The sequence below is a fragment of the Bradyrhizobium sp. BR14999 genome, from assembly GCF_056106085.1.
The window spans coordinates 6,031,244-6,043,540 of sequence record NZ_CM148536.1; the positions used below are offsets into that span (position 1 = coordinate 6,031,244).

Annotated in this window: 13 protein-coding genes; 7 read left to right on the forward strand and 6 right to left on the reverse strand. The window is 63.7% G+C overall.

Annotated features, from left to right (window positions below):
* Nucleotides 1–56: 56 nt before the first annotated feature.
* The 4 genes from ACR9YP_RS28320 to ACR9YP_RS28335 all read right to left on the reverse strand — a co-directional run bounded on the left by ACR9YP_RS28320 (nucleotide 57) and on the right by ACR9YP_RS28335 (nucleotide 4,423).
* Complete coding sequence (locus ACR9YP_RS28320; RefSeq protein WP_128934395.1) at nucleotides 57–983, reverse strand: carbohydrate ABC transporter permease; 927 nt, start codon at nucleotides 981–983, stop codon at nucleotides 57–59.
* Entirely contained in the window at nucleotides 976–1,893 is a 918-nt protein-coding gene (locus ACR9YP_RS28325; RefSeq protein WP_206732736.1) for a carbohydrate ABC transporter permease, read from the reverse strand. Before ACR9YP_RS28325 ends, ACR9YP_RS28320 begins: the two co-directional genes overlap by 8 nt.
* A 100-nt stretch (nucleotides 1,894–1,993) precedes the next feature.
* Nucleotides 1,994–3,313, reverse strand: a complete 1,320-nt coding sequence (locus tag ACR9YP_RS28330; RefSeq protein WP_091888517.1) for an ABC transporter substrate-binding protein — start codon at nucleotides 3,311–3,313, stop codon at nucleotides 1,994–1,996.
* 42 nt (nucleotides 3,314–3,355) lie between these two features.
* Nucleotides 3,356–4,423: an ABC transporter ATP-binding protein gene (locus tag ACR9YP_RS28335; RefSeq protein WP_091888519.1), complete on the reverse strand. Its 1,068-nt coding sequence runs from the start codon at nucleotides 4,421–4,423 to the stop codon at nucleotides 3,356–3,358.
* A gap of 201 nt (nucleotides 4,424–4,624) precedes the next feature.
* Here ACR9YP_RS28335 and gntR point away from each other — a divergent pair, with 201 nt between their 5' ends.
* The 7 genes from gntR (at nucleotide 4,625) to ACR9YP_RS28370 (ending at nucleotide 11,023) form a co-directional block, all read left to right on the forward strand.
* On the forward strand, nucleotides 4,625–5,725 hold the full coding sequence (gene gntR / locus ACR9YP_RS28340; RefSeq protein ID WP_438109043.1) for an HTH-type transcriptional regulator GntR: 1,101 nt from the start codon (nucleotides 4,625–4,627) through the stop codon (nucleotides 5,723–5,725).
* 122 nt (nucleotides 5,726–5,847) lie between these two features.
* A complete protein-coding gene (locus tag ACR9YP_RS28345) occupies nucleotides 5,848–7,674 on the forward strand; it encodes an IlvD/Edd family dehydratase (protein ID WP_438109045.1) in 1,827 nt (608 codons plus the stop codon).
* Nucleotides 7,675–7,813: 139 nt separating this feature from the next.
* Nucleotides 7,814–8,545: an SDR family oxidoreductase gene (locus tag ACR9YP_RS28350; protein ID WP_438109046.1), complete on the forward strand. Its 732-nt coding sequence runs from the start codon at nucleotides 7,814–7,816 to the stop codon at nucleotides 8,543–8,545.
* Nucleotides 8,546–8,564: 19 nt separating this feature from the next.
* Nucleotides 8,565–9,311 (forward strand): SDR family NAD(P)-dependent oxidoreductase, encoded by a 747-nt coding sequence (locus ACR9YP_RS28355; RefSeq protein WP_438109048.1) that lies wholly within the window; start codon nucleotides 8,565–8,567, stop codon nucleotides 9,309–9,311.
* Nucleotides 9,312–9,318: 7 nt separating this feature from the next.
* A complete protein-coding gene (locus tag ACR9YP_RS28360) occupies nucleotides 9,319–9,708 on the forward strand; it encodes a GFA family protein (protein ID WP_438109050.1) in 390 nt (129 codons plus the stop codon).
* 147 nt (nucleotides 9,709–9,855) lie between these two features.
* Nucleotides 9,856–10,536, forward strand: coding sequence for a site-2 protease family protein (locus ACR9YP_RS28365; protein WP_474217650.1), 681 nt, complete (start codon nucleotides 9,856–9,858; stop codon nucleotides 10,534–10,536).
* A gap of 64 nt (nucleotides 10,537–10,600) precedes the next feature.
* Complete coding sequence (locus ACR9YP_RS28370; RefSeq protein ID WP_474221132.1) at nucleotides 10,601–11,023, forward strand: hypothetical protein; 423 nt, start codon at nucleotides 10,601–10,603, stop codon at nucleotides 11,021–11,023.
* On the opposite strand, the gene ACR9YP_RS28375 is transcribed toward ACR9YP_RS28370, so the two are convergent.
* Nucleotides 11,011–11,826 (reverse strand): energy transducer TonB, encoded by an 816-nt coding sequence (locus ACR9YP_RS28375; protein ID WP_438109052.1) that lies wholly within the window; start codon nucleotides 11,824–11,826, stop codon nucleotides 11,011–11,013. The genes ACR9YP_RS28370 and ACR9YP_RS28375 overlap by 13 nt on opposite strands.
* Before the next feature lie 9 nt (nucleotides 11,827–11,835).
* The gene (exbD, locus tag ACR9YP_RS28380; protein ID WP_091888533.1) at nucleotides 11,836–12,294 is read right to left on the reverse strand and encodes a TonB system transport protein ExbD; all 459 of its coding nucleotides are present in this window, start codon (nucleotides 12,292–12,294) and stop codon (nucleotides 11,836–11,838) included.
* Nucleotides 12,295–12,297 lie beyond the last annotated feature (3 nt).

Genomic DNA, 12,297 nt, shown 5'->3' on the forward strand with positions numbered 1-12,297 from the left:
TCCTTCTTATTGGCCGGAGCGCGCCGCTCCTGACGCGCCCTCGGCAAGCCCCGCGATCACTCCTTCACGGCGCCGGTCATCGCCGACACATAATGCTCCACGAAGAAGGCGTAAAGGATGACGAGCGGCAGCGAGCCGGCCAGCGCTCCCGCCATCAGCGAACCCCAACGATAGATGTCACCATCCACGAACTCGTTGACGATCGCGACCGGCACCGTCTTGTTGCTGGTCGACTGCAGGAAGGTCAGGGCGTAGATGAACTCATTCCAGCACAGCGTGAAACAGAAGATGAAGGCCGAGATCAGGCCGGGGATTGCAAGCGGCACGACGATCTTGATCAGGATCTGCCAGCGGCTCGCCCCGTCGATCAGCGCGCATTCCTCGAGCTCGAACGGGATGGTCTTGAAATAGCCCATCAACAGCCAGGTCGAGAACGGGATCAGGATCGTCGGATAGGTCAGAATCAGGGCCAGCGGTGAATCGAACAGGCCGTACTGATACACGACGGTGGCGAGCGGAATGAACAGGATCGACGGCGGCACGAGATAGGCGAGGAAGATCAGGCCCCCGACGAGATTGGCGCCCTTGTAACGCAACCGCACGATAGCGTAGGCCGCGAACACCGATGCAACGATCGAGAGTACCGTGGCGCAGATCGCCACGTACATCGTGTTCCAGAGCCAGTGCGGATAGTAGCTCTCGAACAGCAGCTTGTGGAAGTGCTTGAAGGTCGGATTCCAGGTCCAGAACGGATTGTACTTGTCGAGATCGAGCAGTTGCTCGTCGGGCTTCACCGAGGTCAGCGCCATCCAATAGAACGGGAACAGCAGGATGAAGACGATGATCGCCAGCGGCAGATAGAGCGTCACGATCCTGCGCGGCACCGACTGCAGATAGCTCATGCCCTCGCTGTGATCGGCCGTAGGCGCCGAGCCCGACAGCACGTTCTTGAGATCGATGGATCTGGTGGGCAGGTCAGTCATTGCTCTCTCCCTGCTGCCATTTCCGGCGCTGCAGGCCGAACCAGGAAACCATGATCGCAGCGAGCAGGAATGGAATCATGGCGCTGGAGATCGCGGCCCCCTCGCCCAGCTGCCCGGCGATGATCGCGCGCTGGTAGGACAGGGTTGCCATCAGGTGGGTGGCATTGACCGGGCCGCCACGGGTCATCGCCCAGATCAGCTGGAAGTCGGTGAAGGTGAAGAGCACGGAGAAGGTCATCACGACAGCGATGATCGGCGTCAGCAGCGGATAGGTGATGTACCGGAAATTCTGCCAACGCGTGGCGCCGTCGAGCGTTGCTGCTTCATAGAGCGACGGCGAAACGGTCTGCAGGCCCGCGAGCAGCGTGATCGCCACGAACGGTACGCCGCGCCAGATATTGGCGAAGATCACGCAAATGCGCGCCCAGGTCGTGTCGCCGAGGAAGTTGATGTTCTGGCTGATCAGGCCGAGATGCCTCAGCGACCAGGAGATGATCGAGAATTGCGAGTCGAAGATCCACCAGAAGGCGAGTGCCGAGAGCACGGTCGGAACGATGAAGGGGACGAGCACCATCGCGCGCAGCATCGCCTTGAAGGGCATGTGCTCGTTGAGCAGCAGCGCGAGATAGAGCCCGATCGCGAATTTGAGAGCGCTGGCGACAAAGGTGTAGAGCAGCGTATTGAACACCGACAGCCAGAAGATGGAGTCGTCCCAGAGCCACTCGTAGTTCTCGGTGGCGATGAAGTGCCCGACCCTGCCGATGCGCGTGTCCGTGAAGGACAGCCAGATGCCGAGCCCGAGCGGATAGGCCAGGAAGAAGATCAGGAACGCCATGGCCGGCACCATGAACCAGAAGCCGAGCCAGTTACGATTGTGTTTGAGCTGGGTCCAGGCGCTCGCCTCGCTCATCTGAGGCTTGGCCCGGGGAATTGCGACATCAGCCATGCCCGATATCCCTGATCGAAATGTTGACGAGCGGGCGGCCGGACGGCCGCCCGCCCCGTGACCGTCAGCGATAGATGCGCTTCAGCTGGCGCTCGGCTTCCGCCATCGCGCCCTTCGCATCCTTGGCGCCGGTGCAGTAGTTGGCGAACATGTCGACGACGATGAAATCGGCGATTGCAGTTGCCGCCTTTTCGCCGACCGTGCCGATACCGGATGCCGGCAGAGTGCGCTTGGAGGCCTGCGAGAACACGGCATTCTTGGGATCAGCCGTCCAGATCGGTGCCGACTCATAGGCATTCAACGTTTGCGTCAGATAGCCTTGCGCGCCATCCAGCCACTTCTCGTAGTTCTCCTTCTCCAGCATGAAGGCGACGAAGGCCTTCGCCGCGTTCGGATATTTGGTGAAGTTGAAGGCGAGGATCGGCAGCGCAAGCTGCAGCTCGGTCGGCTTGCCGACCGGACCAACCGGCCAGAGCGCGTGATAGGTGTCCGCGGTAAGCTCCTTCTTGGACGGATCGGTCTTGGCGGCCACGTAGATCGAGATGCCGTTCGCCGTGCAATAGAGCTCGCCGGCGAGGAACGCCTTGTTGTTGGAGGAATCGTTCCAGGACGCGGTGCCCGGGATGAAGCTCTCGTACAGCGCCTTGCAATATTCCAGCGCCTTCGCCGTCTCCGGCGAATTGATGATGATCTTGTCGTTCTGATCGACCGTGTAGGCGCCGTGCCCCCACAGCACCCAGTGCAGCCACGAATTGCCGTCGCCCGACGCATGCCCGAGAGCGAAGCCGGCCGGCGTGTTGTTCGCCTTCAGGGCCTTGCACATCTCGAGGAAGCCGGGGAAGTCCTTCGGAAACTCCTTGAAACCCGCCTTGTCGAGCGCCGACTTGCGGTAGGTCATGTAACCGCCGTTGGTCGCCACGGGGATGCCCAGCCAGTCGTTGCCGAGCTTGCAGGTCTTGGCGGCCGCATCTGTCCAACCGCCATATTTCTTGCCGAGATAATCGGCGACGTCGTTCATCTTCAGCACTTTGGTCGGAAACAGCTGCGGCAGCGTATGCAAGCCCCAGGCGAGATCGAGGCCGGAGCCGGTATTGGCCGCGACCGATGCCTTCGGCTGCACGTCCTCGAAGGATTCGCTGAACACGTTCATCTCCGTGCCGGTCGCGGCCTTGAACGCCGCAACCATCGCGTTGAACGCATCGTCCTCCGCCGGCACGAACCGCTTCCACCGCATCACAGTCAGCTTGGCGCCGGGCTCGGCCTTCCAGGGCGCGCTCTGCGCCCAGGCCTTCGCAAACTCGAACAGTGCCGGCCCGGTCAGCATGCCGGTTGCAGCCAGAGCCGTTCCGCCCTGAAGCAGAGTCCGGCGGGTAAAGTCTTGCATATCGTCCTCCCTGTGATGCTTTTTCTTGTCTTACGTCTTGCGCTAGGCGTTGAGGCGTTTGCCTGTCGCCTCGTCGAACAAATGCACCAGCGACGGGTCGGGCTTCAGCCGCACCTTGTCGCCGGGATTGAACTGGTGGCGCTCGCGGAACACCGCGACGACCTGCTCGCCGCCGACATTGGCGAACACCTGCGTCTCCGAGCCCGTCGGCTCGACCACGATGATCTCGGCCTCGGCGCCGTCATCGGCGATGGTGAAATGCTCAGGCCGCACGCCGTAGACGGCAGGACGGCCGTCGGACGCCGTCGGCGCATTCTTGAGCGGCAGCTTGACGCCGTTCGGTCCCTCGAAGGTGGCAACGCCGTTGGCGCGCACATGGCCCTTCAGGAAGTTCATGGCGGGCGAGCCGATGAAGCCGGCGACGAACTGGTTGTCGGGCTTGTCGTAGAGCTCGAGCGGCGTGCCCATCTGCTCGACGATGCCGTCATGCATGACCACGATCTTGTCGGCCATGGTCATGGCTTCGATCTGGTCGTGGGTGACGTAGACGGTCGTCGTCTTCAGCCGCTGGTGCAGCTCCTTGATCTCGGTGCGCATGGCGACGCGCAGCTTGGCGTCGAGATTCGACAAGGGTTCGTCGAACAGGAAGACCTGCGGATCGCGCACGATGGCGCGGCCCATGGCGACGCGCTGGCGCTGGCCGCCCGAGAGCTGGCGCGGATAGCGATCGAGCAGCGGCGACAGCGCCAGGATCTCGGCGGCGCGCTTGACGCGCTTGTTGATCTCGTCGGAACCGGCATTCCGCAGCTTCAGCGAGAAGCCCATGTTGTCGGCCACCGTCATGTGCGGATAGAGCGCGTAATTCTGGAACACCATCGCAATGTCCCGCTCCTTGGGCTGGACATTGTTGACGACGCGGTCGCCGATCGAGATCGTGCCGGAGGTGATGTTCTCGAGACCGGCGAGCATGCGCAGAAGCGTCGACTTGCCGCAGCCGGAGGGACCGACCAGAACGACGAACTGGCCGTCCTCGATCGGAATCGTCACGCCGTGCAGGACTTCAAAGTTGCCGAACGATTTCCGCACATCGCGGATTTGCACAGACGACATCTAGCTCCCTCCTCGTAGTCCACGGCGCCTCTCGGGCCGCGACCGTCTTGTTTTTCAGACTTCACCGAACGAAGCCCGACCAATAGCGGGCGACATTGTCGGCAGTTTGTGCGGTTTTGGCAATTTGTCTTTGGTTAGTCGTTGCTGGTAGCGCTGTCAACGTTCCTTTGTTTGCGACCGTGACTGTGTTAAGAGCAACAAATGGGTCGAAAACGCACCAAGTCAGGCAAAATCCGGCTGGCGGAAGTCGCCGAGCTTGCCGGCGTCAGCCCGATCACGGCGTCCCGCTTCTTCCGCAATCCGGAAGCGCTGTCGGTTGCCAAGCGGACGCGGGTCGAGAGCGCCGCCAAGGAGCTTGGCTATGTGCCGAACCTTGCGGCCCGCGCGCTGGCCTCGCAACGCACCGAGGTGATCGGTGTATTGATCCCATCGCTCACTAATAACGTGTTCTCGGACGTGCTGCGCGGCATCTATGACGCCTCCGAAGGCGGCCGTTACTCGATCCAGCTGTCCAACACACGCTACAGCATCCTGCAGGAGGAGAAGCTGCTGCGCCTCTTTCTGGCGCAGAAGCCGGCCGGGCTGATCGTCACCGGCATCGACCAGACCGCGGAATCGCGAGCGATGCTGGAGGCCGCCGACTGCCCGATCGTGCAGATCATGGAGATCGGCCCCCATCCGGTCGATATGATGATCGGCTTTTCGCACTATGATGCAGCACGCGCGGCGGTTGCCCACCTGTTCGCGCAGGGTCACCGCAAGATCGGCTTCGTCGGCGCACGGATGGACCCGCGGGTGCAGCGGCGGCTGGACGGATATGTCTCGGCCATGAAGGACGCCGCGCTGTTCGAGCCGCGCCTCGTGGTCACGACGGCGACGCCGACATCGGTGACGCTCGGCGGCGCCCTGTTCACCGACCTCCTCGCGCGGGATCCCGACCTCGATGCGGTGTTCTGCGCCAATGACGACCTCGCGCTCGGCGTGCTGTTCGAATGCCGGCGCCGGGAGATCGCGGTCCCCGAGCAGATCGCGATCGTCGGATTCAACGACCTCGAATTCATGGCCTCCGCGGTCCCCACCCTCACCAGCGTGCGCACCAACCGCTACGAGATGGGGAAAACCGCCGCGACCATGCTGATCGATGCGATCGACGGACGGCGGCCAGAGCAGCCCGTGCTCGATCTCGGCTTCAAGGTGATCGAGCGGCAAAGCTCGTCGTCGCGGCGTTCGGACAATAGGTCGGCCGCTTCCGGCGCCGGCGCCGCGAACAAAATGGTAGCGTTACCAAGTAGCCATGACTAGTATCGCACTTGTGAGGAAATGACCCGCCAGCCGGCCGGCAGACCATCGCTCGCGCCGCTGGGCATCGCACCAGCCGACACTTCGAGACGGACGCCAGTGCGTTTGCATTGCAGGAGAGACCAATGACAAAAAAGCCAACCAATGGGCACGCTGCCGGCAACGGCGCTCGCCGCCACCTTCGCTCGCAGGACTGGTTCAACAACCCGCATAATCCGGGCATGACCGCTCTCTATATGGAGCGCTATCTGAACTACGGCCTCACCCGCGCCGAGCTTCAATCCGGCAAGCCGATCATCGGCATCGCGCAAACCGGCAACGACCTCTCCCCCTGCAACCGCCACCATATCGAACTCGCGCACCGCGTCCGCGAAGGCATCCGCGAAGCCGGCGGCATCGCGATGGAATTCCCGACCCATCCGATCCAGGAGACCGGCAAGCGCCCGACCGCGGCGCTCGACCGCAACCTCGCCTATCTCGGCCTGGTCGAGATCCTCTACGGCTATCCGCTCGACGGCGTTGTGTTGACCACCGGCTGCGACAAGACCACGCCGGCCTGCATGATGGCCGCGGCGACCGTGAACCTGCCCGCGATCGTGCTGTCGGGCGGCCCGATGCTGAACGGCTGGCATGCCGGCGAGCGCACCGGCTCCGGCACCATCGTCTGGAAGTCGCGCGAGCGGCTGGCCGCCGGCGAGATCGACTATGAAGAGTTCATGGAGATCGTGGCCTCCTCGGCGCCCTCGGTCGGCCATTGCAACACCATGGGCACTGCCTCGACCATGAACGGGCTCGCCGAAGCGCTCGGCTTCTCGCTGCCGGGCTGCGCGGCGATCCCCGCCCCCTACCGCGAGCGCGGCCAGATCGCCTATGAGACCGGCAAGCGCATCGTCGAAATGGTGTGGGAGGACCTCAAGCCCTCGGACATCCTGACTCGCAAGGCGTTCGAGAACTGCATCGTGATCAATTCGGCGATCGGCGGCTCGACCAACGCGCCGATCCACATCAACGCCCTCGCCCGCCATATCGGCGTCGAGCTCTCGATCGACGACTGGCAGAAATTCGGCCACGACGTGCCGCTGCTGGTCAACATGCAGCCGGCCGGCTTCTATCTCGGCGAGGAATTCCACCGCGCCGGCGGCGTGCCGGCCGTGGTGCGCGAGTTGATGAAGCACAAGCGCATCCATGAGGACGCGGTGACGGTCAACGGCCGCGGCATCGGCGAGAACTGCAAGAATGCGCCCGCGCCCGACAATGACGTGATCTGGGCCTACGACAAGCCGCTGGTGAAGGACGCCGGCTTCCTAGTGCTGAAGGGCAATCTGTTCGATTCCGCGATCATGAAGACCAGCGTGATCTCCAAGGAATTCCGCGACCGCTATCTCAGCAACCCAAAGGACCTCAACGCCTTCGAGGGCCGCGCCGTCGTGTTCGAGGGCCCCGAGGATTATCACGAGCGGATCGACGATCCCTCGCTCGACATCGACGAGCGCTGCGTGCTGTTCATCCGCGGCACCGGGCCGATCGGCTACCCCGGCGGCGCCGAGGTCGTGAACATGCAGCCGCCGGCAGCCCTGATCAAACGCGGCATCCTGTCCCTGCCCTGCATCGGCGACGGCCGCCAGTCCGGCACCTCGGGCTCGCCCTCGATCCTGAACGCCTCGCCGGAAGCTGCCGCCAATGGCGGTCTTGCGATCCTCAAGACCGGCGACAAGGTGCGCATCGACCTCAACAAGGGCAGCGCCAACATCCTGATCTCGGACGAGGAGCTGAAGAAGCGCCATGCCGAGCTCAAGGCCAATGGCGGCTTCAAGCATCCGCCGAACCAGACGCCGTGGCAGGAGATCTACCGCAACACCGTCGGCCAGCAGTCGACCGGCGCCTGCATGGAGCTCGCCACGCGCTACCAGAACGTCGCCGGCGCCTTTGGCGTGGCGCGGGATAATCACTGAGTAGGCACTGTCATTCCGGGGCGCGACGTAGTCGCGAGCCCGGAATCCATCTGGCCATAGAACTCGTCGCATAATGGATTCCGGGCTCGCGCCAAGAGGCGCGCCCCGGAATGACGAACTCACAAAGGAGAACAAGAAAATGGCAGACCGCCTCAAGGGAAAGCGCGCCGTCGTCACGGCTGCTGCGGCAGGCATCGGGCGCGCATGCGCCGTCGCATTCGCGCGTGAGGGCGCAACCGTCATCGCCACCGACATCAACGAGAGCGGGATTGCGAGCCTCGCCAAGGAAGGCATTGCCGAAGTCGCAAAACTCGACGTCCGCAATACCGCCGACGTCAACGCCTTCGCCAAGCGCGTCGGCAAGATCGACATCCTGCTCAACGCGGCGGGCTTCGTGCATCACGGCACCATCCTGGAGTGCTCGGAAGAGGATTTCGACTTCTCGTTCGACCTCAACGTCAAGTCCATGCACCGGACCATCAGGGCCTTCCTGCCTGAGATGCTGGCAGGCGGCGGCGGCAGCATCGTCAACATCTCCTCATGCGCGGCGCTGCGGCCGCCGGCCAACCGTTACGTCTACAGCGCGTCGAAGGCGGCGGTATCGCTGCTGACGCGCGCGGTGGCGCTCGACTTCATCACCAAGGGCATCCGCTGTAACAGCATCTGCCCCGGCACCGTCGAGACGCCCTCGATGCTCGACCGCGCCGCCGCGCAGGGGCCGCAAGGCAAGGAGATGTTCATCTCCCGCCAGAAGATGGGCCGGCTCGGCACCGCCGACGAGATCGCGGCGATGGCGGTCTATCTCGGCAGTGACGAAAGCGCCTTCACCACCGGCGTCGACCTCGTCGTCGACGGCGGCTACATGCTCTGACGTCCGGGGATCAGGTCTCATGAACAAGATCGATCTCAACGGCCGCGTCGCCGTCGTCACCGGCGGCGCGCAGGGCTTTGGCCGCGCGATCACCGAGCGCTTCGTCGCCTCCGGCGCGAAGGTCGCGATTTGGGATTTCGATGCCGTGCTGGCCGAGAAGACGGCGAAGGAGATCGGCGACAGCGTCCGCGTCTTCAAGGTCGACGTCACCGATACCGCGGCCGTCGAGCAGGCCCGCGATGCCACGCTCGGCGCCTTTGGCAAGATCGACATCCTCGTCAACAATGCCGGCATCGCCGGCGTCAACAAGCCGGTCTGGGAGACCGATCTCGAGGAATGGCGCAAGGTGCTGCGCATCAATCTCGACGGTCCCTTCATCTGCTGCAAGGCGATCGTGCCCGCCATGCTCAAGCAGAAATACGGGCGGATCGTGAACATCGCCTCCATCGCCGGCAAGGAAGGCAACCCGAACGCCTCGCATTATTCGGCCTCCAAGGCCGGCCTGATCGCGCTGACGAAATCGCTCGGCAAGGAGCTCGCCGCACATGACATCCTCGTCAACGCGGTGACGCCGGCCGCCGCGAAGACCGCGATCTTCGACCAGATGACGCAGCAGCATATCGACTTCATGCTGTCGAAGATCCCGAAGGGGCGCTTCGTGCTGGTCGAAGAGCTCGCCGCGATGGTGAGCTGGCTCGCGTCCGAGGATTGCGCGTTCTCCACCGGCGCCGTCTTCGACATCTCGGGCGGACGCGCAACCTATTGAGGACATCATGATCCGGGAAGGTGGATGCCTGTGCGGCGCGGTGCGGTTCAAGGCGGAGGGCGAGCCGCTCAATGTCCGCATCTGCCATTGCCGCCTCTGCCAGAAGGCGATGGGCTCGCCCTTCTTCGCCCGCGCGCAGTTCGATCAGCGCGCATTGACGGTCGAGGGCGACACGGAGCGATACGCGTCCTCCGAGAATATCGACCGCGTGTTCTGCAAGCGCTGCGGCACGCGCCTGTTCGCCTGGCGCCGCAACGGTACGCTCGCCGGCGTCGCGCTGGCCACCTTCGATGATCGCAACGCCTTCGCGCCGACCGAGCACATCTGGGTCTCGGAAAAGCTCGCCTGGGTGAAGCTCGACGACGGCTTGACGCAGTATCAGACGACGATTCCATAAATTGCGCGATGGCACGGCGGCGTGCCGCTGGCGGACCATTTGCAGCGTGGCATTTCGGAACCGGTCCCCCTATGTTGAGCTGAAGCGTTGCTGCACCACCGCTCTGGCTGGGATGGCTGCAAGGCCGCAAATCGGGACGGACGAGCCGTGAACATTTCGCTTTATGACTTATCGGTGTGGGTGCTCCCCCTCGTGCTTGCCATCACCTTCCATGAGGCAGCGCACGCCTTCGTCGCGGACCGGCTCGGGGACAACACGGCCGCGCAGCTCGGTCGCGTCAGCTTCAATCCTATCAGGCACATCGACCCGTTCGGGACCCTGATCCTGCCGGCGATGCTGCTGTTCGCGCATTCGCCGTTCCTGTTCGGCTACGCCAAGCCGGTGCCGGTGAACTTCCGCAAGCTCAATAATCCCCGGCTCGACATGGTCTGGGTGGCGCTGGCCGGGCCCGTCACCAACATCCTGCTGGCGCTCGCCGCCGCCCTCGCCTTCCGTGCCCTGCCCCTGGTGCCCGCGAGCTCGGCGAAATGGGTTGCGGACAACCTCAAGAATGCCCTCGTGATCAACGCGATCCTGGCGGTGTTCAACATGATGCCGATCCCGCCGCTCGATGGCGGGCGGGTCGCGGTCGGGCTGTTGCCGCGGGCGCTCGCCGTGCCTTTGGCCCGGCTCGAGCCGGTCGGAATGCTGATCCTGATCGGCCTCCTGATCCTGCTACCGCTGGCGGGTTCGCAGTTCGGTCTAAATCTTGATGTTATTTCAGCAATACTGCGAACGTTGACCGGTTATGTGATTCAGGCTGTTCTGTTCCTGACCGGCAATGTGTAGTTGAACAGCGACATCCGAACGTAGGCCTGAAGGGCCAGAGGCCGACTTGGTCAAAGCTGCCGATATGCTGATCGCGCGACGCGCCGACACCCGCGCCCGCGCCGATTTTGCCACCTGGAAGATGATGGCGAAGCTCAACGGGGCGTCCGCGCTGCCTCCGGAGGCCCAGGAGTTCCTCGCGAGCTACAAGAACCTGCTAGCGCAGATGAGCGAGGGCGAGGCCACCGAGGCCACCATCGGCGCGATCTACAAGGCCTATTATACCGAGATGGGCGGCGCGGGAACCCCGCCGGACGTCCGCACCCGTCCGCCTGAAACGGCGGCGGACAATGTTACCGCCTTCCGTCGCCCCGCCCCCAAGCCGAAGAAGTCCGCTTCCTTCGGGGCGGCGGCATTCGCCGGAACCCAGAAGCGGCCGCTGCCGGTGGCGCTGATCTTCGCCTGCTTGGTCGTGGTCTATGTCGGGATCCGGCTCTACTGGCGCTGAGCCGTCTTCTTCTTTTTCTTCGCGTCCGGCGGCGTGAAGATGATGTCGACGGTGCGCTCGAACCGGTCGTCAGTCAGCCCGGCCGGCGGCTGCGGAATGGGATCGGACTTGCGGACAATCGAGACCGCGGCCGCATCGTAAGCCGCATCCCCCGACGACTCCACGACGTCGACCGACAGCACGTTTCCCTTGCGGTTGATCGCAAAGCTCACTTTGACCTTCTGGTTATTGGGCTCTTTGCCCTCCGGATTGACCTTGTGGGCCGTCAGATGCGCGCTGATCTTGCGGTTCCAGTCCGCCGTAATCTTCAGGATGTCCTTGCCAAGCCCAAGCACCGGCGCCAGGGCCTTCTCGGCCTCTCGCGCGTCTTCATCGAGTGTCTGCCGTGCCGTCGCAACCGACTTCGGCGATGCCTCGGCAGCGGGAGTTTCGACCGCCGCGATCTTCGGATCCTCGTCCTGCGGCTTCTTCGAGATGTTCTCGGTGACAACCCGATCGGGATCGTCGACCTGCTGCGACTGATCCTTTGGCAGCTCGGTTTCCTTGGTCTCGGCCTTTTGCTCGGGAAGCGCCTGCTGCTCCTGCATCGCTTCACTGTCAGGCCCCGGCGGAAGGTCGGTATCGGGCGCCTTTGGCGAGGCCATCTCGACCGCAAACTCGGCACCCGCCGCACCCAGACCATCGTCGCCGTCATCGGCTTGCAGGTGTGCCAGCGCGAGCGCGGCGCCACCCAGATGAAGCGCGAGCGCCGCCACTGCCGCCAAGATCCAAAGCTTCCTGGATGGTCTGGGTTCGTTCGACATCGCGCGTCTCTAAGGCTGAGCGGCGCCCGCCGCAGGCGCCCCCGGAGCGCCTTCCAGCGCGACCAGCTTGACCCGCGTATAGCCGCCTGAGCGCAACAGCTCCATGACCCCCATCAACTCGCCATACGGCACCGAGCGATCGGCGCGCAGGAAGACATACTTATCCTTGCTCATGTCGGACAGGCCGTCGAGGGTGCCGATCAATTCGGCCCGGTGGACCGGGTTCTCTCCGATCGCGAGCGTCAGATCGGGCTTGATGCTGAGATAGGTCGGCTTGTCCGGCTTCTTCTGCGGCGTCGCGCTCGACGTCGGCAGATCGATCGGCAGGTCGACGGTCGAGAGCGGCGCTGCGACCATGAAGATGATCAGCAGCACCAGGATGACGTCGATGAACGGCGTGACGTTGATGTCATGCGTTTCCGAGAAATCGTCGTCTTCGCCGTCGTTGTCTGCGAGCGAAACGCCCATGGT

Bases quoted from the DNA above. Each gene is read 5' to 3' on its own strand.
- ACR9YP_RS28320 (WP_128934395.1), bottom strand. From the start codon at position 983: ATGACTGACCTGCCCACCAGATCCATCGATCTCAAGAACGTGCTGTCG.
- ACR9YP_RS28325 (WP_206732736.1), bottom strand. From the start codon at position 1,893: ATGAGCGAGGCGAGCGCCTGGACCCAGCTCAAACACAATCGTAACTGG.
- ACR9YP_RS28330 (WP_091888517.1), bottom strand. From the start codon at position 3,313: ATGCAAGACTTTACCCGCCGGACTCTGCTTCAGGGCGGAACGGCTCTG.
- ACR9YP_RS28335 (WP_091888519.1), bottom strand. From the start codon at position 4,423: ATGTCGTCTGTGCAAATCCGCGATGTGCGGAAATCGTTCGGCAACTTT.
- gntR (WP_438109043.1), top strand. From the start codon at position 4,625: ATGGGTCGAAAACGCACCAAGTCAGGCAAAATCCGGCTGGCGGAAGTC.
- ACR9YP_RS28345 (WP_438109045.1), top strand. From the start codon at position 5,848: ATGACAAAAAAGCCAACCAATGGGCACGCTGCCGGCAACGGCGCTCGC.
- ACR9YP_RS28350 (WP_438109046.1), top strand. From the start codon at position 7,814: ATGGCAGACCGCCTCAAGGGAAAGCGCGCCGTCGTCACGGCTGCTGCG.
- ACR9YP_RS28355 (WP_438109048.1), top strand. From the start codon at position 8,565: ATGAACAAGATCGATCTCAACGGCCGCGTCGCCGTCGTCACCGGCGGC.
- ACR9YP_RS28360 (WP_438109050.1), top strand. From the start codon at position 9,319: ATGATCCGGGAAGGTGGATGCCTGTGCGGCGCGGTGCGGTTCAAGGCG.
- ACR9YP_RS28370 (WP_474221132.1), top strand. From the start codon at position 10,601: ATGCTGATCGCGCGACGCGCCGACACCCGCGCCCGCGCCGATTTTGCC.
- ACR9YP_RS28375 (WP_438109052.1), bottom strand. From the start codon at position 11,826: ATGTCGAACGAACCCAGACCATCCAGGAAGCTTTGGATCTTGGCGGCA.
- exbD (WP_091888533.1), bottom strand. From the start codon at position 12,294: ATGGGCGTTTCGCTCGCAGACAACGACGGCGAAGACGACGATTTCTCG.